A 25,613-nucleotide genomic window follows, 5' to 3' on the forward strand; every position below is an offset into this window, starting at 1 on the left:
ATAAACACGTGATTACACAGCAAAAAGCCTCGACTCCTCGAGGCTTTTTGTTATCTTGTGTTGCGTAAAAACCATCTTCCACGTTAATCATTCGTTTCATGGCAGTAGCAATCATGACCCAACCTCTATCCAAACCGTGGTATCGCCAATTCTGGCCCTGGTTTATCATCGCCCTCCCCACTGCCGCTGTTATCGGCAGTATCGCCACCGCCATCATCGCCAGCAAGGATGGGGTCAATCTGGTGGCCGAGGACTATTACAAACAAGGGAAAGAAATCAATCAGGACTTGAGCAAGTTTGACCGCTCCGAAGCCCTCAATATCCGCTTTGGGCTGGAGGTTGACGGCAACGAGCTGACTCTCAAACCCATCAGCGGCGATATTCCTGCCGGGCAAGCTCTCTATCTCTCGTTGTTCCACCCGACCTTGGCCGGTCAGGACAGCGAACACATGATCACCGCCGATGCGAGCGGCACCTATCGCCTCCATTTCGACAAGCCGCTGGTCGGCAAGTGGCACATTCGGGTCGATGCCTTTGACCACGAGTGGCGATTGCAAGAGACCGTCCAGCTGCCCACCCTGGCCCCTGTCGAACTCGACCCGAAAGGACGCTAAGCCATGACCGGCTGTTCTCACTGTGGCGAGCCGGTTCTCGCCAGCGCCCCTGCTGCTTGCATTCTGCATTCAGGGAGGCATAACGCATGACCCCCTGTTTTCACTGCGGCGAGCCGGTACCCGCCAATAGTGGCTATTCCCTCGAGATAAAGGGGATTGTTCGCCCCATGTGCTGCCCCGGTTGTCAGGCGGTGGCGGAAACCATCATGGAGTGCGGCCTCGCCAGTTACTACGATCACCGCACCGCCCCCGGCACCAAGGGGGATCTGGTACCCGAGGAGCTGGCCGCCCTCACCCACTACGATCTGGCAGAAGTGCAACAGGAGTTTGTCACCGATAGCGGTACCCTTCGCGAAATCCAGCTGACAGTTGAAGGGCTCACCTGCGCCGCCTGTGCCTGGCTGATCGAACGCCACCTGATGACCCTTGGCGGCCTGCGCTACATCAACGTCAACACCACCACCCACCGGGCCCGCATCAAGTGGGATCCGGACCAGCTCTCCCTGAGTGACATCCTCAAGGGATTTGCCCAGATCGGCTATCGCGCCTATCCGTTCCAGACCCATCAACAGGAGGCGCTCTACGCCAAAGAGGTGCGCAGCTATATGTTCCGGCTGGCACTGGCAGGGCTTGGCTCGATGCAGGTGATGATGTGCGCCGTGGCCCTCTACATGGATCTGTTCATCAGCGTTGAAGATGAGTTCATGGTCTACTTCAAGTGGATAAGCCTGCTGCTCTCCACCCCCATCATGATCTACTCGGCCCAGCCCTTTTACGTGGGGGCCTGGCGCAGCCTGAAGCAGGGTCACCTGTCGATGGATGTGTCGGTGTCGCTGGCGCTGATCGGGGCTTTTATCGCCTCCATGTGGGCCACCGTGTTCAATACCGGCGAGGTCTATTACGACTCCATCACCATGTTCGTCTTCTTCCTGCTGCTGGGGCGCTTTCTCGAGTTGCGGGCCCGGCGCAAGGCGTCGGAATCGAGCTCCAACCTGGCCAGACTGGTGCCCATCATGGCGACCCGCATCGATGATGAAGGGGAACGTGAAGTGGCGGCCAAGACCTTGCAGGTCGGCGATCGGGTACGGGTGCTGGCTGGCGCCACCTTGCCGGCGGACGGCATCATTGTCGAAGGGCAAGCCAGCCTCAACGAATCCATGCTGACCGGTGAACAGCTGCCCCTGCTCAAACAGCGCGGTGAGCAGGTCTATGCCGGCACCATCAACACGGATGCGCCGCTACAGATCCGGGTGACCCACCGCATCGAAGAGTCGCGGATCGCCCAGATCATGCGGCTGCAGGATCACGCCCTCGATGACAAACCAGCCATCGCCCAGATGGCGGATCAACTGTCGCGCCACTTTATTCTGGTGCTGCTGATCATTGCCGCCGCGGTCTGGACCTTCTGGCACTTCCATCAACCGGATCAGGCGTTCTGGGTCACCCTCGCCGTGCTGGTTGCCACCTGCCCCTGTGCCCTGTCGCTGGCCACCCCGACGGCGCTAACCTCGGCCACCGCCAATCTGACCCGCAACGGCATTCTGCTGCGCCGTGGTCATGTGCTGGACGTGCTGACCAAGGCCAACCGGATCGTGATGGACAAGACTGGCACCCTGACCACAGGTGAGATCAGTCTGACAGGCACAACCACCTTGGCAGAGATGGACGAGACGCACTGCCTCGCCATCGCCCGGGCCATGGAGGCGCAATCCGAGCACCCCATAGCTCGCGCCTTCCGGCTACCTGCCGACAGTATCAGTGTGCTGCCATCCGCCCGCGAGATCACCCCGGTCATCGGTCATGGCATCACGGCGTTGGTGGATGGCGTACGTTACCGCATCGGCAGTGCCCGCTGGCTTGGGCTGGATCCGGCGCAAGAGCGCGGCCGCGGTCTGGCTATCTATCTGGCCAACGAGCAGCAGGTATTGGCCCACTTCAATCTGGAAGATACCCTGCGCCCCGATGCCAGGGCGCTGATCGCGGCATTCAAGGCGGCAGGTCTGCAAACTACCGTGCTGACTGGCGACAGCTCTTTGCAGGCAGACGAGATTGCCCGCGAGCTGGGAGTGGATGAGCTGGTCAAGGGGGTCTCACCCGATGGCAAGCTGGCCTACCTCAAGGCCCGGGAAGCCCAAGGGGATATCAGTATCATGGTGGGCGATGGCATCAACGACGCCCCGGTACTGGCTGGCGCTCACGCCTCGTTTGCCATGGCCGGTGGCACCGATCTGGCGAAAAACAGCGCCGACGCCATCCTGCTGGCCGATGACCTGAGCCGACTGCTCGAGGCCAGAGTGCTGGCAATGCGTACCCGCAAGATCATCATCGAGAACTTCGCCTGGTCCATCGGTTACAACCTGCTGGTGCTGCCGCTGGCAGCCTGCGGCTGGCTGCCCCCCTATCTGGCGGCGGCGGGCATGTCGCTCAGTTCACTCATCGTGGTAACCAACTCCATGCGCCTCAACCGATGAGGCTGGTGGCGGAAAATTGCTGAAAATGTGGCCTGCCTCCTATGCAGGCCACATTTCTCACTGATAGCGGCTGGCCCCCTGCCCGAACAGGGTTACCATAGGGGACGCTTGCCAAGGATGAACGCCAAGGTACCTCTCATGAATATAATTTTTGTCCTGATCCCCATCGCCATCCTGTTTGTGATCATCGCCGGGGTCGTCTTCTTCTGGGCCATTCGCTCCGAGCAGTTTGAAGATCTCGACCGGCAGGGTTCCAACATCCTGTTTGACGAAGAGCAACCTGCCCACAAACCGGTAAAGCCTGCTGACCATGACCCACAACCTTGATCTGGCCGGCGCCCTGCTGGTCGGACTGGCAGGCTCTGCCCACTGTATCGGCATGTGCGGGGGTGTCTCTGCCGCGCTCTCCATGGCGATCCCCGCCAACAAGCAGCACTTTTGGGGGCGACTCGCCTATCTGCTCAACTACAACCTCGGCCGGATCCTGAGCTATGTCATTGCAGGTGCACTGGTGGGCGGCCTGCTCGCCACCACCAGTGAGCTGGGCGCTGGCAAACACGCTATTGCCGGCTTGCGTCTCGTGGCAGCGCTATTGATGATTGCGCTTGGTCTCTATCTGGCGGGCTGGTGGCAAGGGATCTTGCTGCTGGAGCGGCTCGGCGCCAGACTTTGGCCCCGTATCAAACCGCTGGCGGGCAAGTTTCTCCCCTTCACCTCGCCTGTGCAGGCACTGCCCTTTGGCATGGTGTGGGGCTGGCTGCCCTGCGGGCTGGTCTACTCCATGCTGACCTGGAGTGCGGCGGCCGGTTCGGCCAGCGGCGGGGCACTGATCATGCTCTTTTTTGGTCTCGGTACCCTGCCCACCCTGTTTGCGTTGGGGGGGCTTGCCGATCGCCTGAGATACTGGCTCACCCTGCGCAGTTTGCGCCTTGGCGGTGCCCTGCTGCTCATTTTGTTCGGGGTGCATACCTTCTGGATTGGCATTGCTTCCTTTTGAAACCCTATCCAAAACGGATGAGTTGATGGTAAACTTGTTTGATATAAATCAATTATTCGTATGAGCCTATGATCCCGGAAAAGAAACCTGGCAGACGTATCCAGAGCGGTGGCTGTGCAATTCATTGCCAGGATTGCAGCATCAGTCAGCTCTGTATCCCCTTCACTCTGAACGACAACGAGCTTGATCAGCTGGACAGCATCATCGAGCGCAAGAAACCGATTCAGAAGGGTGAAGAGCTGTTCAAGGCTGGCGATGAGTTCAAATCGCTCTATGCCATCCGCTCCGGGACCATCAAGTCTTACACCATCACCGAGCAAGGGGATGAGCAGATCACTGCGTTCCACCTCGCTGGCGATCTGGTCGGTTTTGATGCCATCAACAAGCAGGCCCACCCCTCCTTCGCCCAGGCGCTGGAAACGGCCATGGTGTGCGAGATCCCGTTTGAAGTGCTGGATGATCTCTCCGGCAAGATGCCCAAACTGCGCCAGCAGATCATGCGTCTGATGAGTAGCGAAATCATGGGCGATCAGGAGATGATCCTGCTGCTCTCCAAGAAAAATGCCGAAGAGCGCCTCGCCGCCTTCCTGCACAATCTGTCGGTACGCTTCTCCGAACGCGGCTTCTCCGCCAAGGAGTTCCGTCTCTCCATGACCCGTGGTGACATTGGCAACTATCTGGGTCTGACCGTCGAGACCATCAGTCGTCTGCTCGGCCGCTTCCAGAAGTCCGGTCTCATCAGCGTCAAAGGCAAATACATTACCGTGCTTGATCAGGTCGCGCTGGGCATGATGGCCGGTGCAACTCGCCCGCCCTGCGGCTGATTTTTCCGCTTACTCTCCTGCTTTCTCTGCCGGATCCTTTCCTCTGGAATGTGATCCGGTACGTTCCCCATACCCTCCTCCTGCGCTAAGCTGTAATGGCTAAGATTCTGCTGTCATTGGACTTTTCCAAGGAGGAGAAGATGGTCAAATATCAGAATATTCTGGTGGTTATCAATCCAGAAGAGGAGCGTCAAATCGCCCTCGAACGGGCAGTCAAAGTCGCCGAGCTGGACGAAAACGCCCATCTGACCCTGCTGCTCACCATCTATGACTTCTCGTATGAAATGACTGCCATGCTCTCGGTGGACGAGCGGCAAGAGATGCGCGACGGCGTCATTTCACAGCGACGTGAGTGGCTGGACGAGATCCTGACCCCCTATCGGGCACAGGGGATAGAGTGCGAAGTGAAAGTGGTCTGGCACAATCGTCCCTTCGAGTGCGTGATCCAGGAGGTGCTGGAGCAGCGACACGATCTGGTTGTCAAAGCCACTCACCATCACAGCTTCCTGCAAACCTTCATCTTTACCCCCACCGACTGGCACCTGCTGCGCAAATGCCCCTGTCCGGTGCTGCTGGTCAAGGAGGGTCACTGGCAACGGGGCGGCAACATCATCGCCGCCATCAACTGCTCAAGCGACGATCCGGATCAGAAACTGCTCAACGAACGGATCACCCAGGAGGGGAGCGACATCGCCGAGCTGCTGGGCTCCAACCTCTATCTGGTCAATACCTACCCGGGCACCCCGGTCAACGTGGCCATCGAGCTGCCGGAGTTTGATCCCAACGCCTACAACGAAGCGATCCGCAAACACCACGAAAGCCTGCTGCTCAGCCATGCCGACAAGTTCGGGATCGGTCATCTCTGGACCCGGGTAGCAGAGGGGCTACCGGAAGAGGTGTTGCCGGATATGGCCGAAGAGCTCAAGGCAACCTTGATGATCATGGGCTGCGTCGGCCGTACCGGGCTTTCTGCAGCTTTGCTCGGCAATACCGCCGAACATGTGATTGACCGCCTCTCCTGCGACATCCTGATCCTCAAACCGGCGGACTATAGCTGCCCGGTCGACAGTCGTCGCAATCAATCATAAGGTGCCTGGCACCTTGCCCTCCCCCGGGACATGGCTATAATAACGCGCTTATTTGTGTCCCGGGTTTTACGAGCATGCTAGAAGAGCTGAACGCCAAAGAAAAATACAGTTTTAACAAACTGCAGAAGCGCCTGCGGCGCAACGTGGGTCAGGCCATTGCCGACTTCAACATGATTGAAGAGGGCGACAAGGTCATGGTCTGCCTCTCCGGCGGCAAGGACAGCTTCGGTATGCTCGACATACTGATGAGCCTCAAAGCCAGCGCCCCCATCCATTTCGATCTGGTTGCCGTCAACCTGGATCAGAAGCAGCCCGGTTTCCCCGAGCATGTGCTGCCCGAGTATCTGGATTCCCTCGGCATCGAGTACAAGATCGTCGAAGAGGATACCTACTCCATCGTCAAAGAGAAGGTGCCGGAAGGCAAAACTACCTGCTCCCTCTGCTCACGGCTGCGTCGCGGTATTCTCTACCGCACCGCCCAGGAGCTGGGTTGCACCAAGATTGCCCTTGGCCACCACCGCGATGACATCCTCGAGACCCTGTTCCTCAACATGTTCTACGGTGGCAAGCTCAAGTCCATGCCGCCCAAGCTGGTGAGCGACGATGGCAAGAACGTGGTGATCCGCCCGCTGGCCTACTGCAAAGAGAAGGATCTGATCCGCTACGCCGACGTCAAAGCCTTCCCCATCATTCCGTGCAACCTGTGCGGCTCGCAGGAAAACCTGCAGCGTCAGGCCATCAAGCAGATGATGCAGGATTGGGATCGCCGCTTCCCCGGTCGTATCGAGACCATGTTCACCGCCATTCAGGACGTGATCCCGAGCCACCTGCTCGACCACAAGCTGTTTGACTTCAAGAGCATCAACCGCGACTCCGGCATCATCGATGGCGGCGACAAGGCGTTTGATCCGCCCGAGATGCCAAAGGCGCCGCTGCTGGATATCGACGAGATGGACATGCTGGATGTGATTGAAGTGCGCTAAGCCGCGCTCACAGGGCAAATGCCAAACAATAAAAAAGGAGCGAACATCGCTCCTTTTTGCTTTCTGGATTAGCCTGTCACTGCGGTGACAGCGCAACCGATCTCACCCTTTATGCAGCCAGGGGGTCAGGCGCAACACGTCACCCTGCAGGCGCAGTTGCCCGGTCGCGAACGCGGCCAGCTGCTCATTGCTCAGCAGCAACTGCCCCTCCTCCCAGGGCAGCGCCTCCTGACGGGCGCCATCAATCAGATAAGCGGTGCCGCTCTGCTGCACCAGGGTAATGCGTACCCCTTCCATTTTCGGCAGGAAGTGCTTGCCGACCATGCCCGCCATCTTGTCGAGCAGCGACTGCATCTGCTGCTGACGGGCCGCCAGCTCGGCCAGCGGCAGCTCGGGTCCGTTTGGCGCATCGGCCATCACCTGTACCGTCATATCGCATGTGGCGTGCTCTTCTTTCAGGCCGACGGTCACGATCCCCTTGTCGAGGTTGAGATCCTCATCAAAAGGCAGGCGCAGTTCGCTATCGACCGTTACCTCGCCCGCCACTTCCTTACTGTCGGTTGCAACCCGGGCAAAGGTGAGGCCGCAGCGTTGGCCATTTTGCGGATCGGTCAGATAAAACCCCAGTCTGGCGTGACCAAACTCCCCTTTGGCAAAGGTCTTCATCTGGCTGTAGAAGGTGCTGTATTGCAGAGCCAGCACCGGCTCAGCCAGCGCCAGTCCTGGCAGCAAGAGCGTGGCCAGCAGGCTCTGGCGCACAGCCTTGGTCACTCCATATCGACGGGTCATTCAACGTCCTTTTGCATCATGCATTGAAATGGTTGGGGCCTTCTGTCACCTCGTTAACCTCTACCCCCACCCCGCAGAGATCCCGATAGAGGATCCCCTTGCAGTTGAAATAGAGCGGTGCCACCCAGATAAGCCCCAACCCCATGGGGATCAGAGCCAGGAAGAAGAGCGCGGTCATCACGCCGTGGAACAGCACAATGCTGGGCCAGCCGCGTGCGAAAAGCTTGAGAGAGACCAGAATGGCCTGGGGCGGCGTCAGGCCACGCTCAAGCACCAGCGGGACGGTAAAGAGCAGCCCCATGCCGATCAGGGCCGAGGGGATGAAAGAGAGTACGGCGGGCAATCCCAGCAGATCGAACAGCGGGCCAAACAGGCTGGTGAGCAGACTGCCAAGCAGGCTCAACATGCCGAGGCGTACAAAGTGGCGGAAGAAGTCGAACACCTGGTTGGCGCGGGCGCGCACCCCGACCGACTGCTGCAACCCCAGCATATCGAGGGAGCTGGTCATGGGGGCCATCACCACCGTCATCAGCAAGCTCAGCACCATGGCCACATTCATCTGGCTGTCATCCCCCAGATAGGGCAACAGCAGCACATTGCTGAGCAGGATCCAGATCGCCGTCACCCCGACAATCGCCAGCAGCAGGCCAAATCCGGTACGGCGGGTCTGTTGCCATCCCTCCTGGATGACCCCTTTCAGATCAAGGCGGTAGCCCTGGTTCAGAGACTGCTCAAGGGAGCCGCCAATACGCATTTTATTACTCAATTGACTATCCAATATCGAAAACGACCAAATCAGGTGGCACATTATAGCGATTTGGTCTGCTATTCGTAGCCGTTTTTCCTGCACACTTGCGGCTAATTCGGGCCAAAAAGCCTTTAATTTCATGTGTCGGCTGCATAGAATGCGGCCCTCTTTCAACACGATGGCCACTGGCTGGGGTGAGACTGGCGGATGATGAACAATCCACAGGTAATTGTCGCGCTGAACAAGATCAGCAAAAAATACGATGGCAAGGTGATCCTGAGTGACCTTGACCTTGAAATCTATGACGGTGAATTTCTTACCCTGCTGGGCCCCTCCGGCTGTGGCAAGACCACCCTGCTGCGCCTGCTGGCCGGGCTCGAATCGGTCGACGGTGGCACCATCCATCTGGCCGGTGACGAGATCACCCATATCCCCGCCGAACACAGGCACATCAACACCGTGTTCCAGAGCTATGCGCTCTTCCCTCATATGACGGTGTTTGAAAACGTCGCCTTTGGCCTCGAGATGCAGAAAGTACCGGCCAGCGAGATCCGCCAGCGGGTCGAGGAGACTCTCGCCATGGTGCAGCTCACCGAGCTGGCCAACCGCCGCCCGGATCAGCTCTCTGGCGGTCAGCAGCAACGGGTCGCCATCGCCCGTGCCGTGGTCAACAAGCCCCGCCTGCTGCTGCTCGACGAATCCCTCTCGGCGCTCGACTACAAGCTGCGCAAGCAGATGCAGAGCGAGCTCAAGGCGCTGCAACGTCGCCTTGGCATCACCTTTGTCTTCGTTACCCATGATCAGGAAGAGGCGCTCACCATGTCTGATCGCATCCTGGTGATGGAGGGCGGCAAGATCATCCAGCGCGGCACCCCGCGCGATATCTACGAATCGCCAGCCAATCTGTTCGTGGCCCGCTTTATCGGCGAGATCAACGTGATGGACGGCAAGCTGATCAGCCAGCGCGAGCCCGGTATCTGGCAGGCCGAGGTAGAGGGGCGCGAATGCCTGCTCCATACCGCCTTGCCGTTCCAGCCAGACGACAAGGTGCTGGTGCTGCTGCACCCGGAAGATCTGCGCATTCTCGATCAGGATGACGATCAAAGTGGCGCGCTGCGGGGCAATATCCGCGAGCGCAACTACAAGGGGGCGACGCTGGATTCGGTGATCGAGCTCGAAAGTGGCAAACAGCTGCTTATCTCCGAGTTCTTCGACGAGGATGACCCCGACTTTGACTACCGTCTCGGTCAGGAGGTGGCGATCCACTGGGTTGACAGCTGGGAGGTGGTGCTGCCCTATGAGCCTCACTAATCTGCGGGTAGCGCACAGCTTTGCCCACAACGGCTTTCGCAACACGGCCATCGCGCTGATCCTGGGCTGGCTGACGCTGTTTGTCTTCCTGCCCAACCTGATGATCATCGGTGTCAGCTTCCTCACGCGCGATGAGTCCGAGCTTATCGCGCCGCTCTTTACCCTGAGCAACTATGGCCGCCTGCTGGACCCCCTCTATTTCGAGGTGCTGCTCCACTCCCTCTGGCTGGCGCTGCTCGCCACCGCCATCTGCTTGCTGGTGGGCTACCCCTTTGCCTGGCTGCTGGCTCATCTGCCAGCGCGTATCCGCCCGCTGCTGCTGTTTCTGGTGGTGGTGCCGTTCTGGACCAACTCCCTTATTCGCACCTATGCGCTTAAAGTGCTGCTCGGCACCCGGGGGCTGATCAATGGCTGGCTGCTGGATATGGGGCTTATCGAGCGGCCGCTGCAGATGATGTATACCGAGGTGGCCGTCATCATCGGGCTGGTCTATGTGCTGCTCCCCTTTATGGTGCTGCCGCTCTACTCCAGCATCGAGAAGCTGGATGGCCGTTTGCTGGAGGCGGCGCGAGATCTTGGCGCCAACGGCTGGCAGCGGCTGGTACGGATCATCCTGCCCCTCACCCTGCCCGGCATCATCGCCGGTTGTCTGCTGGTGTTCCTGCCCGCCATGGGGATGTTCTATGTCTCCGATCTGCTGGGGGGCGCCAAACATCTGCTTATCGGCAACCTGATCAAGACCCAGTTCCTCAACAGCCGTGACTGGCCCTTTGGCGCGGCCATCAGCGTGATGCTGACGGTGCTGATGGCGCTCTTGGTCTACTGCTACTGGCGGGCGGGCAAGCTGCTCAGCAAGAAGGGGGAGCTGGCATGATGCGCGCACTGAAGGCTCTGTTCTTGCTGCTGGTGTTTGGCTATCTCTATGTACCCATCGGGGTGCTGATCGCCAACTCCTTCAACCTGTCGAAATATGGCATCGACTGGCGCGGCTTTACCTTGGGCTGGTATGAGAAGCTGTTTGCCAGCGCCAGCCTGATGCAGGCGGCCCAGCACTCCCTGACCATCGCCGCCCTCACCGCCACCGCAGCCACCCTGATCGGCACCCTCACCGCCGTGGCGCTGTTTCGCTACCGCTTTCGCGGCAAGCAGTACGTGAGCGGCATGCTGTTCGTGGTGATGATGTCCCCCGATATCGTGATGGCCATTTCGCTGCTGACCCTGTTTGTAGTCACCGGCATTGCGCTGGGCTTCTGGTCGCTGCTGATCGCCCACATCACCTTCTGTCTGCCGTTCGTGGTGATCACCGTCTACTCGCGGCTGTGTGGCTTCGATGTGCGGATGCTGGAGGCGGCGCGGGATCTGGGGGCTGGCGAGTGGATCATCCTGCGCCGCATCATACTGCCGCTGGCCCTGCCGGCGGTGATGGCAGGCTGGCTGCTCTCCTTTACCCTGTCGCTGGACGACGTGGTGGTGAGCTCCTTTGTTACCGGCCCTGCCTACGAGATCCTGCCGCTCAAGATCTACTCCATGGTCAAGGTGGGGGTCTCCCCCGAGGTCAACGCCCTGGCCACCCTGATGCTGGTCGCCTCCCTCGGGATGGTGCTGCTGGCGCAACTGTTACTGCGTAAACGGCAGGGTTAACCCTGCTCGTTTCGTCCCCGCCATCTTTGGCGAACTCTGTCACGGTGGGCCGCAAGGCCCCATAACCCCAAGGAGTTGTTGATGACAATCCAACACAAGGCCGGCGCCCTGCTGGCAGCCGCCCTCACCCTCACCACCCCGCTGCTGAGCCAGAGCGCTCACGCGGCCGACGACAAGGTGGTCTACTTCTACAACTGGTCGGAATATGTGCCGGACGGCCTGCTGGAGCAGTTCCAGCAAGAGACCGGCATCAAGGTGATCTACTCCACCTACGAATCCAACGAGACCCTCTACGCCAAACTGAAAACCTATGGCGACGGCTATGACGTGGTCGTGCCCAGCACCTATTTCATCTCGAAAATGGCCAAAGAGGGAATGCTGCAGCCGCTGGATCGCGCCCAGCTGCCCAACTTCAAGCACCTCGACCCCACCCTGCTCAACCACGAGTACGACCCGGACAACCGCTACTCCATCCCCTATATCTGGGGTGCGACCGGGATCGGCACCAACACCGACATCATCGAGCAGCCGGTGACCAGCTGGAAACAGCTCTGGGCACCTGAGTGGAAAGAGAGCCTGCTGCTGATGGACGATGCCCGCGAGGTGTTCCATATCGCGCTGGTGCAGTTGGGCTACAGCCCCAACACCCAGGACAAGGCGCAAATTGCCGAAGCGTTCGAATACCTGAAAAAGCTGATGCCCAACGTCAAGGCGTTCAACTCCGACAACCCGGCCGATCCCTTTATCGCCGGTGAGGTCAATATCGGTATGCTGTGGAACGGCTCGGCCTACGGCGCCCAGCGCGAATACCCCTCCATCCAGATGACCTACCCCGAAGAAGGCGCCGTGCTCTGGATGGACAACCTCGCCATCCCGGCCAAGGCCAAGCATGTGAAGGAGGCCCACGCCCTGATCAACTTCCTGATGCGCCCCGATGTGGCCGCCAAGGTGGCCGAGGCAATTGGCTACCCCACCCCGGTCAAGGATGCCATTCCCCTGCTCACCCCGGCGTTTCGCAATAACCCCATGGTCTTCCCGAGCGACGAGATCAAGCGCAAAGGCGAGTTCCAGTCTGATGTGGGTGATGCCTCCCGCCTCTACGAGCAGTACTTCCTGCAGCTGAAAGCCATGGTGGCCAAGGCAGGTTAAGTCTGCGGTTAGTCAGCCCTTATGGGCTTAATGGATAAAGGGGGCCATCGCCCCCTTTTTCGTCTTTCGAGTCTGCGAGCGGCATCACGACTGTACACAGATCGGACATATAGCGCACCTTGTACTAAACGCACATCAAGCTGGCCTGATGGCTTATACATAAAATTCGCCTCGACAGTGGGAATAGAATGGTAATACCATGATTTAGAAATGATTTTCACATAGCGGTTACACGTAGAAAACGGCGTTATACGGAAGAATCTATTATCAAATTTATACCGCCATCCATCTAGTCACTGTTAATTTCCCAAGGAGATTGTTGTGCCACTTAATCTAGTCGGTCAAAATGAACACAATGGGTTTATTCTTTCAGAGCCCGTTGCTTTTCATAGTGATATTGTTGTTCTAACAGGTAAGAACGGATGTGGTAAAACACGCTTTTTGGAAAGCATTCAAAAGAACATGTCACTTACAGAAATCAATGGAGAAAAACTACCCCCTCAAGACATAATACTAGTAGGACAAGCCAATTTAACCCCGAGTTTTGGCGGAGCATATAGTGATGCTCAATTTCAAACAAAAATAACATCAACTCTCCAAATGTATGATCGCATCAAGGATCAATTAGACAATCCTTTTTCTCAAGATAGTGCGAGAAGCTATAGCAGAATGCAGGAAGGAGGCATACCTTACGAATCGCTTTATAAACTCTGCAATTCAATTTCGCGTCAATTAGGTAAGAAAGCCAGCGAACTAACACATGATGAAATTAAAATTTACTTTGAGGATTATCTCCACAGCATACTTGGATTCCAAAACCTATCTTTAATCTGTAATCATTACATACAAAGGAAGCGTTTAAATAAATACCATCGTTATCTTGCGCAACAAGAACGAGAAGAGGTCGCCTACTTAACAGATGAGCAGTTTGTTCAAAAATTTGGCAATGAACCTTGGATTGTAATAAACGATATAATTAACTCAACATTTGATGGGAAATTTTATTTCTCCATTCCAGATGAAAAGTCTCATAGCTATACATATAATGCGACTCTAATTCAAAACGATACTGGTCAAAATGTAACAACCGATGTTTTGTCATCTGGCGAAAAAACCCTTCTATGGTTGGCACTAACACTATTTAATAGCCAATATTATGATCCTTCTGCGATTACTGCTCCTAAATTATTGTTGTTAGATGAACCTGATGCATTTTTACACCCTAAAATGGTTGTTAAAATGTACAATGTATTAAAAGTATTTTCTGAAAATTTTTCTGTCAAAATCATAATTACCACCCATTCTCCAACAACCGTCGCTCTTTCCCCAGAAAATAGTACCTTCATGGTTTGTAGTAATAACGTTATCTCCATTACTAAGGATGAAGGTATAGCTGAACTTCTGGATGGCATTACTCAAATTTCAATAAATCCAGAAAATCGCAGACAAGTCTATGTTGAAAGTCAATATGATGCAGATGTATACCAAGCTATTTTTTCAAAGCTCGTACACAATTCTGAATTAGTCGATTCAAAAATATCTCTCAATTTCGTAAGCTCTGGACCTAAAATGCCAGAACAACAAATAATTGAGAAAGCAAGAAAAATACTTAATATAAATGACAGTGTAATTCTGAAAGAATTTATTGAGGCAATAAATGGTATAGGTAACTGTGCCCAAGTTGTTGGTCAAGTTGAATCGTTGGAACAAAACGAGCACGAAACTGTTAGAGGGATAATAGACTGGGACTTGAAAAATCGTCCATCACACCGTGTAGCGGTACTAGCACAAAATTATGCATACTCTATCGAGAATATAACTTTAGACCCAATATGTATAGTTTTCCTATTAAATACATGCAATCCAGACTTGTACAAGATGGTCGACTTTTGTGGTCGAAACATTAATTGGCAAGATTGCCTAAACAATGATGAAATCCTTCAGGAATTGGTTGATCGCTTTATCTATAAAGTTTTAGAAAGAGAAAATAAAAAGGATTCTCAGCTGTCATATGTATCAGGGAAAATACTGTTCACTGACACTGAATACTTGACGATGAATGGGCATGATTTAGAAACAATCGTTAAGAATAAATACCAAGGTTTGAGGGCCCATTGTAAAAAAGGTAAGGATGGTGAGTTAAAATACTCAATTGTAAGCAAGATAATGCTCACATTAACAAATGGCGCTCTTATACCTAAAGCCTATGAACAAGTAATTTCGGATGTTCAAAAATAAAAAAGCGAACAACGGACATATTACAACGTTAGGATAACATCAATCAAGGTAACAACTATCCCCCAGCCTTTAACCGACAAGGCTGCCAAAGCCGATTAATTCTGCGCTTTTTCATTACCCCTTAGAGGTGTAGATTGGTTGGGGGCAAGCGTTGCCCCCTCTCTTTTTTCATGACCCCTCGAGGTATCACGGAAAACACGTTTTTCGCCGATATCGCGGGTGGCCTGAGCCAATCAGGAGTATTCATGTCCGATCTGACCCTCTATTTCGCTCCCGGCACCTGTGCCATGGCTGTGCAGATTGCCCTGCTGGAAGCGAATGCCCCGTTCCAACCCCGTCTCGTCAACCTCGCCGCAGGGGAGCAACGTGACCCCGCGTATCTTGCCATCAACCCCAAAGGGCGGGTGCCAGCCCTTGTCACCGAGCAGGGCACCCTGACCGAGACCCCGGCCCTGCTGCTCTATGTGGCGCAGCGCTTCCCCGATGCCAAACTGGCGCCACTGGACAACCCGTTCCTGCTGGCCCGCATGCAGGAGGTCAACAGCTTCCTCGCCTCCACCGTGCATGTTTCTCACGCCCACGGTCGCCGTGGCAGCCGCTGGGCCGATGACGAGCAAGCCATTGCCGCCATGCAGCAGAAAGTCGCCAGCAATATGCGCGATGGCTTTGCCCAGATTGAGCAGCACTATCTGGCTGGCCCTTGGGTGCTGGGCGAGCAGTTCAGCGTGGCGGACATCTATCTGTTCGTGGTCGCGGGCTGGCTGAAAAGCGATGGGGTCGAGATCAGTGAATTCCCCAAGGTTGCCGAGCATTATCAGCGCATGCTGAGCCGTCCGGCGGTCGCCAAGGCACTGGCCAACTAACAATAAAATCAATAGCTCGATAAATAACAAGGGTGTCAGGGCTCTGCTGACACCCTTCCAGCCTCCTCCCCTGCACTTCTTCTCCCGCCTTTGAGATCGTTTTCACATTTCCGTGGTTTTGCCGTGGCCCTTCCTTAGTAAAAAGCCTATCTTTGCGCCATGACGCAACCGGTTGCGTAACCGGTTGCCTAGCGGTTCACAGATTGACGGGCCAAGGCCTGATGAGGTGCTGTATGAAACGAGGCGTACTGCTCAATGCTCCCCTGAGTGCTCTGGTGGCACAGATGGGCCACACCGACGAGATCACCGTCTGCGATGCAGGCTTGCCCATTCCGGCAGGTCCGGAGCGGATCGATCTGGCGCTGATGGCGGGGACGCCCAGCCTTGAAACCGTACTGACCGCCCTGCTCACCGATCTGGTGGTGGAGAAGGTGATCATGGCAAGCGAAATCAAGCAGATCAGCCCCGCCGCCCATCAGGCGCTGGTCGATCAGCTTGAAGCCCACGCAGCCGCCCAGGGCAAGCCCATCACCATCGAATACTGCCTGCATGAGGAGTTCAAGACCCGCTCCCGCCAGAGCAAGGCGATCGTGCGCAGCGGCGAGGTGACTCCCTACGCCAACCTGATCCTCTGCGCCGGTGTGGCGTTTTAAGCCCCTTCAAGGAAGCTGCAAATGAGCACAACCTCCCCCCTCTCACCCATTCTGGAGCTGACCGGGATCGTCAAGACCTTCCCCGGTGTACGCGCCCTCGACGAAGCGGGTCTGCGGGTCTATCCGGGCCAGGTGATGGCCCTGCTCGGTGAAAATGGCGCCGGCAAATCCACCCTGATGAAGGTGCTGACCGGCATCTATCAGGCCGATGCGGGCAGCGTCAGCTACCGCGGTCAGTCGGTCCACTTCAAGGGCCCCCGCGACTCTCAGGATCAGGGGATCAGCATCATCCACCAGGAGCTGAACCTGCTGCCGGAGTTGTCGATTGCCGCCAACATCTTCCTCGGTCGCGAACCCCGTACCCGTTTTGGCAGCATCGACCACCAACAGCTGCGCGAGCGGGCAAGCGGCCTGCTGGCGCGACTTGGCGTCAAACATGGGCCGGATACCCGACTCGGGGATCTCTCCATCGGCGAACAGCAGATGGTAGAGATCGCCAAGGCGCTGTCGTTCGATGCCAACGTCATCATCATGGACGAGCCGACCGATGCGTTGACCGATACCGAAACCGAACAGCTGTTCAAGGTTATCCGCGAGCTGCGTGAGCAAGGTTGCGGCATCGTCTATATCTCCCACCGCCTCAAGGAGATCTTCGAGATCTGCGATCGGGTCACTGTGCTGCGCGATGGCAAGTGGATTGGCGAGAAGGCGGTGAGCGATCTGGATGAAGACAAGATCATCGAGATGATGGTAGGTCGCCGACTGGAAGAGCAGTACCCGCGTCTTGAGCGCGAGCTTGGCCCCGTCAGCCTGCAGGTGAAAGATCTGGCCGGCCCCGGCGTGCGCGGGGTGAGCTTCTCCCTGCGTCAGGGGGAAATTCTGGGCTTTAGCGGCCTGATGGGCTCAGGCCGTACCGAACTGATGAAGCTAATCTATGGCGCCAGCCCCATCAGCGCCGGTGAAGTGCAAGTTGACGGTCATGCGCTGGTGCCTAAAAGTCCGGCCGACGGGTTGGCCGCAGGCATCGCCTATATCTCCGAGGATCGCAAGGGGGATGGGCTGGTGCTGGAGCTGTCGGTGCGCGAAAACATGAGTCTCTGCGCCCTCGACGAGTTCATCAGCAACGGCAAGATTGACGGCAAGGCCGAACGGCAGGCGGTGAGCGACTATGTGCGCCTGTTCAACATCAAGACCCCGAGTCAGGATCAGCTGATAAAGCTGCTCTCCGGCGGCAACCAGCAGAAGGTGGCCATCGCCAAGGGACTGCTGACCCGGCCCAAGGTACTGATCCTCGACGAGCCGACCCGCGGCGTCGACGTGGGGGCGAAAAAGGAAATTTATCAGCTGATCAACCAGTTCAAGAAGGAGGGGATGAGCATCATTCTGGTCTCCTCCGAGATGCCGGAAGTGCTCGGCATGAGTGATCGCATCATGGTGATGCACGAAGGGCGCATCAGCGCAGAGTTCAACACCCGCGATGCCAATCAGGAGAAGCTGATGGCGGCGGCAGTCGGTAAACAGTGGCAAGCAGAGCAAGAGGCATCCCAATGACAACCCAAACCCTTTCCCGCCGTGGCGTCATGAGCAAGGCGTGGTGGATCGAGAACAAATCCCTGGTCGCGCTGCTGGTCCTGATTGGTGTGGTCTCCTTCCTGAGCCCCAACTTCTTCACCGCCGACAACCTGCTCAACATCCTGCGCCAGACCTCGGTCAACGCCATCATGGCGGTCGGCATGACGCTGGTTATCCTCACCGCCGGTATCGATCTGTCGGTCGGCTCGGTACTGGCCCTGTGCGGCGCGCTGGCCGCGACCATGGTCGCCATGGAGTTGCCAATCTGGCTGGTGGTGCCCCTCACTCTGGGTGCCGGTGCCCTGCTGGGCGGCGTCAGCGGTCTCATCATTGCCAAAGGCAAGGTGCAAGCCTTTATCGCCACCCTGGTCACCATGACCGCCCTGCGCGGCATCACCATGGTCTATACCGAGGGGCGTCCCATCTCCACCGGTTTCAGTGACGGCGCCGATCACTTTGCCTGGCTTGGTACCGGTTACCTGTTCGGTCTGCCGGTGCCCATCTGGCTGATGGCCATCGTCTTCCTGCTCGCCTGGTTCATGCTCAACCATACCCGCCTCGGTCGCTATATCTACGCGCTGGGCGGCAACGAGTCCGCCACCCGCCTCTCCGGTATCAATGTGGATCGGGTGAAGCTGGCGGTGTATGGTCTGTGCGGCGCGCTCTCGGCGCTGGCAGGGCTTATCGTTACCTCTCGTCTCTCCTCTGCCCAGCCGACGGCGGGCATGGGTTACGAGCTGGATGCCATCGCCGCAGTGGTGCTGGGTGGAACCAGCCTGATGGGCGGCAAGGGCCGCATCATGGGTACCCTGATAGGTGCCTTGATCATCGGCTTCCTGAATAACGCCCTCAACCTGCTCGACGTATCCTCCTATTACCAGATGATCGCCAAGGCCAGCGTGATCTTGCTTGCCGTGATGATCGATAACAAAAGCAATCGTTGATAAGACAAGCCACACACAAGGAATGAAATGATGAAAAAGCTCAATACCCTGCTCGCTGCCGCCATCATGTCCGTGCTGGGCACCGCCCATGCCGCCGATCAAACCCTGGCAATGGTGGTCTCCACCCTCAATAACCCCTTCTTCGTCACCATGAAAGAGGGTGCCGAAGCCAAAGCCAAAGAGCTTGGCTACGAGCTGGTGGTACTGGACTCCCAGAATGACCCGGCCAAAGAGCTCTCCAACATGGAAGATCTCACCGTACGCAAGGTCGGCGCCATCTTGATCAACCCCACCGACTCCGAAGCAGTCGGCAACGCCATTCGTCTGGCCAATCGCGCCAGCATTCCGGTGCTGACTCTGGACCGCGGCGCCGCGCAGGGTGAGGTCAAAGCTCACATTGCCTCCGACAACGTGGCGGGCGGCAAGCTGGCCGGTGACTTTATCACCGAGAAACTGGGTACCGGTGCCAAGGTGATCCAGCTGGAAGGGATTGCCGGTACATCCGCCGCCCGCGACCGTGGTGAAGGTTTTGCCCTGGCCGTAGCGGCCAACAAGCTGCAGGTGCTGGCTTCCCAGCCTGCCGACTTTGACCGCACCAAGGGTCTGAACGTCATGGAAAACCTGCTGGCTGCCCACCCGACCGTACAGGCGGTGTTCGCCCAGAACGACGAAATGGCGCTGGGTGCCATCCGCGCGGTGCAGGCTGCCGGTAAAGAGGTGATAATCGTTGGCTTCGACGGCACTGACGATGGCAAAGCCGCCGTAGCCAAGGATAAACTGGCCGCCACCGTGGCCCAGCAGCCTGCGCTGATCGGTGCCATCGGCGTCGAGACTGCCGACAAGGTGCTGAAAGGTCAGCCGGTCGAGAAATCCATTCCGGTACCGCTGCAAGTGGTCAGCAAGTAAGTGCTCGAGGGGAGGTTCGCCTCCCTTTTCCCTCTCGTTCAGGTGCCTCCCGGCTTGGGCTCACTCAATCACAGTGTTCAAGCCAAGATGCATCAGGAGTAGTCAACATGAATCGTCTCGTCGTTCTGGGCAGTGTCAATGCAGACCACGTGCTGCGCGTACCCCACTTTCCTCGCCCGGGTGAAACCCTGACCGGCCACAGCTATCAGGTGGTGCCCGGTGGCAAGGGGGCCAATCAGGCAGTCGCTGCCGCCCGCCTTGGCGCCCCCGTCTCCTTTATCGCCCGCATCGGTGATGACGCCATCGGCCACCAGATGAAGAGCGGCTTTGCCAAAGACGGTATTGACGTGAGCGCCGTCGAGCTCGATCCCAAGCTCCCGACCGGCATCGCCATCATCTATGTGAGCGATGAGGGGGAGAACAGTATCGGTATCTCCGCCGAAGCCAACGGCGCCATCACCCCTGCGGTGGTGAAAAGCCACGAAGCGATGATCGCCGACGCCCACACCCTACTGTTGCAGCTGGAAGTGCCGCTCGAGAGCGTCCATGAAGCTGCACGGCTGGCCCGCGCCCATGGCACCCGGGTGGTGCTCAACCCCGCCCCTGCCCGTCCGCTCTCAAGCGAGCTGCTGGCGCTGGTCGACCTTATCACCCCCAACCAGACCGAAGCCGAGCTGCTGACCGGCATCAAAGTCACCGACGAAGCGAGTGCCCGCGAGGCGGCTGCCCGCTTCCACCAGATGGGCATTGCGGACGTGATGATCACCCTGGGGTCGCAGGGGGTCTATTGCAGCAACGCACAGCAGCAACAGCTGATCCCGGGCTTTCGGGTCAAGGCGGTGGATACCACAGCCGCGGGCGATACCTTCAACGGCGCCCTGCTGGCGGCGGAACTGGCCGGTGCCGATTTCCACGGTGCGGTGCGCTTTGCCCACGGGGCGGCGGCACTCTCCGTCACCCGCTTCGGCGCCCAGAGCTCCATCCCGAGCAAGCAGGAGGTCGACGCCTTCCTGCTTGAGCAGACTGCGCAGGGGCACTGATGGCCAATATCAAGGAGGTGGCAGCCCTGGCGGGGGTCTCGACCACCACCGTCTCCCACGTCATCAACGAGACCCGTTTCGTGGCCGAGGAGACCCGCGAGCGGGTCTTTGCGGCCATGCGCGACCTCAACTATGCCCCGAGTCTGGTGGCCCGCAGCCTCAAGGTGAAGGAGACCAACAGTATCGGCATGCTGGTCACCACCTCCAGCAACCCCTTCTTTGCCGAGGTGGTACGCGGGGTGGAGCGCTACTGCTTCGAGCAGGGCTACAACCTGATGCTGGGCAACACCGAGGGTCAGGCCGAGACGGCCCTTTCCTACCTCAAGATGATGCTGCGCAAGCGGGTCGATGGCCTGCTGATCATGTGCAGCGAAGGCCAACAAGAGGTGTTCAACCAGCTCGACTGGCTCAAGAGCCTGCCGGTGGTGGTGATGGATTGGGGGCTGGTCAGCGAGGATGTGGATCTTATCGCCGACAACTCCTTCCACGGCGGTTATCTCGCAACCCGCCATCTGATTGAGCTGGGCCATACCGCCATCGGTTGCATCACAGGCCCCCACAGCCGCGCCCCCGCCAACCAGCGCCAAGCTGGCTTCGAGCAGGCGTTGCAGGAGGCGGGTCTCACGCTCAATCCTGACTGGATCCAGGAGGGGGACTTTGACTGCGCCAGCGGCCATCAGGCGATGACTCGTCTGCTGGCATTGCCCGAGCGTCCCACCGCCCTCTTTGTCTGCAACGACATGATGGCGATGGGGGCCATCAGTGCCGCCCATCAGGCGGGGCTGGTGATCCCGCGGGATATCTCCATCGTCGGCTATGACAATGTGGCGCTGGCCGAATTTATGTCGCCGCCGCTCACCACCGTCAATCAGCCCAAAGAGGAGCTGGGTCGCCTCGCCGTCACCCGCCTGCTGGCCCGCATCAACGGCGAAGCGGTGGAGAATCACCTGATCACCGTCGACCCTGACCTGGTGATCAGACAATCTTGCGCGCCCCGCCCCTGATTTTCAGGGGCAACAAAAGAACAAGGCGACCCAGAGGTCGCCTTGTTTCGTTTTATCTCTGCCGTGCAATACCGCTTTTGCCCTCAGGCCAGCGACCGGGTCTCCCTGGCTGCCAGCACTTGCAGTGGCGCCAGCCCCAATCGTCTGGCCAGAGGCTGCAACAACTCGCCATCATCATCCCCCTGCGGCAACCAGTAGCGAACAGGCCAGCCGGCTGCCAGCTGCGCCGAGGTGGTGCTGCCAATCTCTCTGAGCGCCAAAGTGCAACCCTGCTGCCGCAATCCCGCCAGCAAGGCACTATCCTGCTGCAGCGTCGGTATCAGCAACACCAGCGGCGTACGGGAAGCCTCCGGCAAATAGGCCAGTAGATGGGTCAGCTGGGCCTGATTGTCGAGCGGGACCAGCAGTGCCCGACCATCGGCATACTGCGCCTCGTGTGTTTGCAGCACACGGGCCAACACGGGCCCCAGTACGCCGCACTCCTGCAGCCAGCGCATCTGGCAGGGCGCCCCCAGCTCACGCCACTCAAGCGCCAATTGCCACATCTCGTTGCCCTGTCCGTCCGTCAGCGCCTGCAATGCCACTCGCAGCGGTGCAGGCTCGCGCCCCGCCAGCCACTCTCGCAGCTGATGAAGCTGCTGCTGACTCAACTGCAACTGCTGCAGCATGGCAGGCTCAAACCAGCTGATCGCCCCCTCCTGGCTGCGCTTGGCCTGGTTGAGGGCCAGGATGGCCTGATCCAGCAACCGGGCGGCATCCTGTTGCTGCGCCTTGGCGACCCCGAGTCGACAGGCCAGATCGAAGCTGCACTCCCGGGTCACGAACTCGAAATGGAGCAGATCCACCAGCTCATGAATGGCGGTTTCCTGCGCATCATCCGCCTTGGTCAGCACCACGGCAAATTCGTCACCACCGAGCCGGTAAGCGTGACTGCCATGGGCCTGTTGCAGCTTGTTGGCCACCATCTGCAACAACCGATCACCGACCTGATAACCCAGCAGATCATTGACCTGCTTGAAGCGCTTGAGATCGAGCACCACCAAAGCGCTCACCTCGCCGGCATGCAGAGCGCGAGAGAGCTGCTCCTGCAGGGCACGGCGGTTGCCAAGCTGGGTCAGAGGATCGAGCAGGGCAAGCCGACGGTTCGCCAGATTGGCGCGAATGAGGGCAGCGACCAGAGCGCCACCGGTCAGCAACAGGATCAGTTGCCAGATCTGCAGCCAGAACAGGCTGTTGCGGATCTGGCTGACCGAATGCTCCCGCTCTTGGCCGGAGAGGATCTGATCCCCTATCTGTTCGATGAGACGGGTCTGGCTGGCGATCGCCTCCTGCAAGCGGGCAAGCTCAGCCCCCTCGCGCAGCGCACCGGCCTCCATCTGGGGTTCGAGCTGCTTGATCTGCTCGAACAGGGTGGCCAGCACCTTGCCGAGCCCGTGCCGCTGGCGCATCTCGGCGGTTTCACTGCTGATGAGGAAGATATCGAGCCGGTTCCACAGCAGATCGTAATCAAGGCTCAGGGTCTCCATCGACAGTCTGCCAGCCCGATAGAGCTGCAAGTCGTAGAGGAAACGCTGGGATTCGAGCATTACCTGGCTGATGTTCCAGTGGACATTGCGGTAGAAGGTATCGACCAGTTGCTCCTGCCGATACTGCAGATAGAGGCTGCTGCCCGACGAGAGCAGAAACAGCAGCGACACCGCAACCAACAGCAGATTTTGGCGGGATAGCCCCATCAATCGACGATCTCGATGCGGGTCACCTGCCACACCATGCAGTTGTGAATGGCAGGCACGTCCAGCTTGGGATAGGTGGTGAACGGGATGAGCAGCCAGAGCGGCCCCTTGTTACGCCGGGTCAGCGGTTTGCCGTCCTCCTGACGCACCAGGGTCAGCGGCACGCCGTCGAACAGGGCCAGATCCACCACCTGCTGATAGCCGTTGAGGGCCGAGACGGCGATCTTGCGAGCATCCGGGATCCCTTGCGCTGCCAGCACGGCAGACAGGGTCGGCCCGCGATAGTGGTGGGCGCCCTGAGTCCAGGGAGTAGTCGTGGTGAATTCGGTCTGTGGCAAGGCAGAGATGGCCGCCTCATCGAGGGTCACCTGCTGGCCATCTGGCAGTACCAGGGTCATCAGGGGGATGGAGGCCGATGCGCTGGCACTGGCCAGCATCAGGAGAAAAAAAGCGATCCATTGCTTTACTGCGGTCATGGTAATTTGCGCCAACTGCGTCCCATTTTTTTAATGGTTGCCAGTGTGGCGATTTCACCGAACCATTGCAACTGTCCCGTCGCACAGTAGCTCAGGGACCGCGCATCTCCATCCAGTTGTGTCCCTCGACTTGCCTCGGTTGATGAATACCGCACGCCTCCAGCAACTCATCGACATAGGCGGGCACCAGCAGGGAGGCTGGGCCATAACGTTTCTCGTCAAACTGGCTACCCACCTCGCTCGGTTCGAGATTGAGCTCGATGGTGTGCGCCCCGTTCAATCCCGCCTCATGGACAAACCCGGCGGCCGGATAGACGGCGCCAGAGGTGCCGATGGAGATAAAGAGATCGCACTGGGCAAGCGCACTATAGATGCGATCCAGCCCGAGCGGCATTTCGCCAAACCAGACCACATGGGGACGCATCGGCTGGGGGAACTGGCAGCAGGAGCAGAGCTCGTCCTGATGGAGATCACCGCGCCACTCGATCACCTGACCGGACTCGGGGCAGCGGGCCTTGAGAAGCTCGCCGTGCATATGGATAAGGTTCTTGCTGCCCGCGCTCTCGTGCAGATTGTCGATGTTCTGGGTGACCAGAGTCACCGAACCGGGCAGCAGTCGTTCGAGGCGGGCCAGCGCATAGTGGGCCGGATTAGGGTGAACCTGGGGCTGTTGCAGCTGTTTGCGGCGGGAGTTGTAAAAGCGCAGCACCAGTTCGGGATCCCGGGCATACCCCTCGGGGGTCGCCACATCCTCGACCTTGTGCTCTTCCCACAAACCGTCGCAGGCACGAAAAGTCTTGATGCCGGATTCGGCAGAGATCCCCGCGCCGGTCAGGATCACGATATGTTTATATGACTGCGCCATAAGCTGCTCCGTCTATCCCCGCACAATAAATGTGACCTTAGCACAGGGAAAAAAGTGTCACTATTCGCCCTTGGTCTTAAGCGGCACCGCTGGCGGCACGGACAACCAGGCATCCAGTACCGACAGATCCAGCCTGACAAAGACCATCTCCCGTCCGGTCACCAGGGTCAGCGGCAAGCCAAGGCGCTTGAGCAGGGTCAGCATGGGCCGGTTCTGGGCCAGCACTTCCGCCGTCCACTCCCGGATCCCGTCCGCCCTGGCCAGCAGTGCCAGCGCCAGCAGAATGCGTCGCCCCGCCCCCTTGTGCTGGAAGTGATCCGCCACGATGCAGGAGAACTCCGCCCGATCGGGATGAAGGCGGCGGCGGATTGATTGCGCCTGAGCCAGCGGCTCACCAGCCAGATCGGTCAGCAACAGCGAAATCTGTTGTTCAGGATGGTAATTGAGAAATTGGGCTACCTGTTCCGGTGGCGGTGTCCGTTTCGGACGCATAAAGCGCAGATAGATGCTCTCTTCACTCAATGCATCGTAAGCAGCCAGCATGCGGGCAGGCGCCACCCCATGCAGCTCGCGCAGCAAGCAAGGCACCTCGGAGACCTCCATAGCCAGTGGCAACGCGGTCCGGGAAGCCGGATGAGGCCATCCATCCAGTCCTTTGCCAAGGCGCTCCCGGTGCATGGGCCAGCAGAGGTAGCGCGGCATGG

Annotated in this window: 25 protein-coding genes; 19 read left to right on the plus strand and 6 right to left on the minus strand. The window is 58.2% G+C overall.

Going from position 1 to position 25,613, the window contains the following annotated elements; genetic code table 11:
* Positions 1–113 precede the first annotated feature (113 nt).
* The 7 genes from ACTG2S_RS12110 (at position 114) to ttcA (ending at position 6,977) form a co-directional block, all read left to right on the plus strand.
* Positions 114–614, plus strand: a complete 501-nt coding sequence (locus ACTG2S_RS12110) for a FixH family protein (RefSeq protein ID WP_439982567.1) — start codon at positions 114–116, stop codon at positions 612–614.
* A gap of 86 nt (positions 615–700) precedes the next feature.
* Positions 701–3,085: a heavy metal translocating P-type ATPase gene (locus ACTG2S_RS12115; protein WP_439982568.1), complete on the plus strand. Its 2,385-nt coding sequence runs from the start codon at positions 701–703 to the stop codon at positions 3,083–3,085.
* A gap of 138 nt (positions 3,086–3,223) precedes the next feature.
* Positions 3,224–3,412 carry a cbb3-type cytochrome oxidase assembly protein CcoS gene (gene ccoS / locus ACTG2S_RS12120; RefSeq protein ID WP_005336630.1) on the plus strand — a complete coding sequence of 63 codons (189 nt, stop codon included), beginning with the start codon at positions 3,224–3,226 and terminating at the stop codon, positions 3,410–3,412.
* A complete protein-coding gene (locus tag ACTG2S_RS12125; protein ID WP_019446375.1) occupies positions 3,396–4,082 on the plus strand; it encodes a sulfite exporter TauE/SafE family protein in 687 nt (228 codons plus the stop codon). The genes ccoS and ACTG2S_RS12125 overlap by 17 nt, the downstream gene beginning before the upstream one ends.
* A 68-nt stretch (positions 4,083–4,150) precedes the next feature.
* Positions 4,151–4,906: an FNR family transcription factor gene (locus ACTG2S_RS12130; RefSeq protein ID WP_005351934.1), complete on the plus strand. Its 756-nt coding sequence runs from the start codon at positions 4,151–4,153 to the stop codon at positions 4,904–4,906.
* 140 nt (positions 4,907–5,046) lie between these two features.
* Entirely contained in the window at positions 5,047–5,994 is a 948-nt protein-coding gene (gene uspE / locus ACTG2S_RS12135) for a universal stress protein UspE (RefSeq protein ID WP_005345417.1), read from the plus strand.
* Between the two features lie 74 nt (positions 5,995–6,068).
* A complete protein-coding gene (ttcA, locus tag ACTG2S_RS12140) occupies positions 6,069–6,977 on the plus strand; it encodes a tRNA 2-thiocytidine(32) synthetase TtcA (protein WP_005336634.1) in 909 nt (302 codons plus the stop codon).
* 102 nt (positions 6,978–7,079) lie between these two features.
* Here ttcA and ACTG2S_RS12145 read toward each other — a convergent pair whose 3' ends face one another.
* Positions 7,080–7,766 carry a DUF2987 domain-containing protein gene (locus ACTG2S_RS12145; RefSeq protein WP_274161713.1) on the minus strand — a complete coding sequence of 229 codons (687 nt, stop codon included), beginning with the start codon at positions 7,764–7,766 and terminating at the stop codon, positions 7,080–7,082.
* Positions 7,767–7,782: 16 nt separating this feature from the next.
* Entirely contained in the window at positions 7,783–8,520 is a 738-nt protein-coding gene (locus tag ACTG2S_RS12150; protein WP_005351939.1) for a hypothetical protein, read from the minus strand.
* A gap of 201 nt (positions 8,521–8,721) precedes the next feature.
* On the opposite strand from ACTG2S_RS12150, the gene potA reads away from it, so the two are divergent.
* From potA to ACTG2S_RS12210, 12 genes are all read left to right on the plus strand, one after another.
* On the plus strand, positions 8,722–9,825 hold the full coding sequence (gene potA / locus ACTG2S_RS12155) for a spermidine/putrescine ABC transporter ATP-binding protein PotA (RefSeq protein WP_439982570.1): 1,104 nt from the start codon (positions 8,722–8,724) through the stop codon (positions 9,823–9,825).
* Complete coding sequence (potB, locus tag ACTG2S_RS12160; protein WP_274161712.1) at positions 9,812–10,699, plus strand: spermidine/putrescine ABC transporter permease PotB; 888 nt, start codon at positions 9,812–9,814, stop codon at positions 10,697–10,699. Before potA ends, potB begins: the two co-directional genes overlap by 14 nt.
* Positions 10,696–11,466 (plus strand): spermidine/putrescine ABC transporter permease PotC, encoded by a 771-nt coding sequence (gene potC / locus ACTG2S_RS12165; protein ID WP_005336644.1) that lies wholly within the window; start codon positions 10,696–10,698, stop codon positions 11,464–11,466. Before potB ends, potC begins: the two co-directional genes overlap by 4 nt.
* Before the next feature lie 81 nt (positions 11,467–11,547).
* Complete coding sequence (locus ACTG2S_RS12170) at positions 11,548–12,615, plus strand: extracellular solute-binding protein (protein ID WP_274161711.1); 1,068 nt, start codon at positions 11,548–11,550, stop codon at positions 12,613–12,615.
* Between the two features lie 321 nt (positions 12,616–12,936).
* Complete coding sequence (locus ACTG2S_RS12175; protein WP_439982571.1) at positions 12,937–14,853, plus strand: AAA family ATPase; 1,917 nt, start codon at positions 12,937–12,939, stop codon at positions 14,851–14,853.
* A gap of 245 nt (positions 14,854–15,098) precedes the next feature.
* The gene (locus ACTG2S_RS12180) at positions 15,099–15,716 is read left to right on the plus strand and encodes a glutathione S-transferase family protein (protein WP_139473318.1); all 618 of its coding nucleotides are present in this window, start codon (positions 15,099–15,101) and stop codon (positions 15,714–15,716) included.
* Between the two features lie 233 nt (positions 15,717–15,949).
* Positions 15,950–16,369 (plus strand): D-ribose pyranase, encoded by a 420-nt coding sequence (gene rbsD, locus ACTG2S_RS12185; RefSeq protein ID WP_005351944.1) that lies wholly within the window; start codon positions 15,950–15,952, stop codon positions 16,367–16,369.
* Between the two features lie 21 nt (positions 16,370–16,390).
* Positions 16,391–17,920, plus strand: a complete 1,530-nt coding sequence (gene rbsA / locus ACTG2S_RS12190; protein ID WP_439982572.1) for a ribose ABC transporter ATP-binding protein RbsA — start codon at positions 16,391–16,393, stop codon at positions 17,918–17,920.
* Positions 17,917–18,885 (plus strand): ribose ABC transporter permease, encoded by a 969-nt coding sequence (gene rbsC, locus ACTG2S_RS12195; protein WP_005336670.1) that lies wholly within the window; start codon positions 17,917–17,919, stop codon positions 18,883–18,885. The genes rbsA and rbsC overlap by 4 nt, the downstream gene beginning before the upstream one ends.
* A 30-nt stretch (positions 18,886–18,915) precedes the next feature.
* Positions 18,916–19,791 (plus strand): ribose ABC transporter substrate-binding protein RbsB, encoded by an 876-nt coding sequence (gene rbsB / locus ACTG2S_RS12200; RefSeq protein WP_274161709.1) that lies wholly within the window; start codon positions 18,916–18,918, stop codon positions 19,789–19,791.
* 107 nt (positions 19,792–19,898) lie between these two features.
* Positions 19,899–20,831: a ribokinase gene (gene rbsK, locus ACTG2S_RS12205; protein WP_274161706.1), complete on the plus strand. Its 933-nt coding sequence runs from the start codon at positions 19,899–19,901 to the stop codon at positions 20,829–20,831.
* Entirely contained in the window at positions 20,831–21,835 is a 1,005-nt protein-coding gene (locus ACTG2S_RS12210) for a substrate-binding domain-containing protein (RefSeq protein ID WP_019446363.1), read from the plus strand. Before rbsK ends, ACTG2S_RS12210 begins: the two co-directional genes overlap by 1 nt.
* Before the next feature lie 83 nt (positions 21,836–21,918).
* On the opposite strand, the gene ACTG2S_RS12215 is transcribed toward ACTG2S_RS12210, so the two are convergent.
* The 4 genes from ACTG2S_RS12215 to ACTG2S_RS12230 all read right to left on the minus strand — a co-directional run bounded on the left by ACTG2S_RS12215 (position 21,919) and on the right by ACTG2S_RS12230 (position 25,611).
* Complete coding sequence (locus ACTG2S_RS12215; protein ID WP_274161705.1) at positions 21,919–23,568, minus strand: GGDEF domain-containing protein; 1,650 nt, start codon at positions 23,566–23,568, stop codon at positions 21,919–21,921.
* Positions 23,568–24,044 (minus strand): hypothetical protein, encoded by a 477-nt coding sequence (locus tag ACTG2S_RS12220; protein ID WP_139733250.1) that lies wholly within the window; start codon positions 24,042–24,044, stop codon positions 23,568–23,570. The genes ACTG2S_RS12215 and ACTG2S_RS12220 overlap by 1 nt, the downstream gene beginning before the upstream one ends.
* Positions 24,045–24,135: 91 nt before the next feature.
* Positions 24,136–24,909, minus strand: a complete 774-nt coding sequence (cobB, locus tag ACTG2S_RS12225; protein ID WP_005336680.1) for a Sir2 family NAD+-dependent deacetylase — start codon at positions 24,907–24,909, stop codon at positions 24,136–24,138.
* A 60-nt stretch (positions 24,910–24,969) separates the two neighbouring features.
* Positions 24,970–25,611 (minus strand): GNAT family N-acetyltransferase, encoded by a 642-nt coding sequence (locus ACTG2S_RS12230; RefSeq protein ID WP_274161704.1) that lies wholly within the window; start codon positions 25,609–25,611, stop codon positions 24,970–24,972.
* Positions 25,612–25,613: the final 2 nt, after the last annotated feature.

The sequence above is a fragment of the Aeromonas sp. 82P genome, assembly GCF_051919365.1.
GTDB classification, from domain to species: Bacteria; Pseudomonadota; Gammaproteobacteria; order Enterobacterales; family Aeromonadaceae; genus Aeromonas; species Aeromonas veronii.

Bases quoted from the DNA above. Each gene is read 5' to 3' on its own strand.
- ACTG2S_RS12110 (WP_439982567.1), top strand. From the start codon at position 114: ATGACCCAACCTCTATCCAAACCGTGGTATCGCCAATTCTGGCCCTGG.
- ACTG2S_RS12115 (WP_439982568.1), top strand. From the start codon at position 701: ATGACCCCCTGTTTTCACTGCGGCGAGCCGGTACCCGCCAATAGTGGC.
- ccoS (WP_005336630.1), top strand. From the start codon at position 3,224: ATGAATATAATTTTTGTCCTGATCCCCATCGCCATCCTGTTTGTGATC.
- ACTG2S_RS12125 (WP_019446375.1), top strand. From the start codon at position 3,396: ATGACCCACAACCTTGATCTGGCCGGCGCCCTGCTGGTCGGACTGGCA.
- ACTG2S_RS12130 (WP_005351934.1), top strand. From the start codon at position 4,151: ATGATCCCGGAAAAGAAACCTGGCAGACGTATCCAGAGCGGTGGCTGT.
- uspE (WP_005345417.1), top strand. From the start codon at position 5,047: ATGGTCAAATATCAGAATATTCTGGTGGTTATCAATCCAGAAGAGGAG.
- ttcA (WP_005336634.1), top strand. From the start codon at position 6,069: ATGCTAGAAGAGCTGAACGCCAAAGAAAAATACAGTTTTAACAAACTG.
- ACTG2S_RS12145 (WP_274161713.1), bottom strand. From the start codon at position 7,766: ATGACCCGTCGATATGGAGTGACCAAGGCTGTGCGCCAGAGCCTGCTG.
- ACTG2S_RS12150 (WP_005351939.1), bottom strand. From the start codon at position 8,520: ATGCGTATTGGCGGCTCCCTTGAGCAGTCTCTGAACCAGGGCTACCGC.
- potA (WP_439982570.1), top strand. From the start codon at position 8,722: ATGATGAACAATCCACAGGTAATTGTCGCGCTGAACAAGATCAGCAAA.
- potB (WP_274161712.1), top strand. From the start codon at position 9,812: ATGAGCCTCACTAATCTGCGGGTAGCGCACAGCTTTGCCCACAACGGC.
- potC (WP_005336644.1), top strand. From the start codon at position 10,696: ATGATGCGCGCACTGAAGGCTCTGTTCTTGCTGCTGGTGTTTGGCTAT.
- ACTG2S_RS12170 (WP_274161711.1), top strand. From the start codon at position 11,548: ATGACAATCCAACACAAGGCCGGCGCCCTGCTGGCAGCCGCCCTCACC.
- ACTG2S_RS12180 (WP_139473318.1), top strand. From the start codon at position 15,099: ATGTCCGATCTGACCCTCTATTTCGCTCCCGGCACCTGTGCCATGGCT.
- rbsD (WP_005351944.1), top strand. From the start codon at position 15,950: ATGAAACGAGGCGTACTGCTCAATGCTCCCCTGAGTGCTCTGGTGGCA.
- rbsA (WP_439982572.1), top strand. From the start codon at position 16,391: ATGAGCACAACCTCCCCCCTCTCACCCATTCTGGAGCTGACCGGGATC.
- rbsC (WP_005336670.1), top strand. From the start codon at position 17,917: ATGACAACCCAAACCCTTTCCCGCCGTGGCGTCATGAGCAAGGCGTGG.
- rbsB (WP_274161709.1), top strand. From the start codon at position 18,916: ATGAAAAAGCTCAATACCCTGCTCGCTGCCGCCATCATGTCCGTGCTG.
- rbsK (WP_274161706.1), top strand. From the start codon at position 19,899: ATGAATCGTCTCGTCGTTCTGGGCAGTGTCAATGCAGACCACGTGCTG.
- ACTG2S_RS12210 (WP_019446363.1), top strand. From the start codon at position 20,831: ATGGCCAATATCAAGGAGGTGGCAGCCCTGGCGGGGGTCTCGACCACC.
- ACTG2S_RS12215 (WP_274161705.1), bottom strand. From the start codon at position 23,568: ATGGGGCTATCCCGCCAAAATCTGCTGTTGGTTGCGGTGTCGCTGCTG.
- ACTG2S_RS12220 (WP_139733250.1), bottom strand. From the start codon at position 24,044: ATGACCGCAGTAAAGCAATGGATCGCTTTTTTTCTCCTGATGCTGGCC.
- cobB (WP_005336680.1), bottom strand. From the start codon at position 24,909: ATGGCGCAGTCATATAAACATATCGTGATCCTGACCGGCGCGGGGATC.
- ACTG2S_RS12230 (WP_274161704.1), bottom strand. From the start codon at position 25,611: ATGCCGCGCTACCTCTGCTGGCCCATGCACCGGGAGCGCCTTGGCAAA.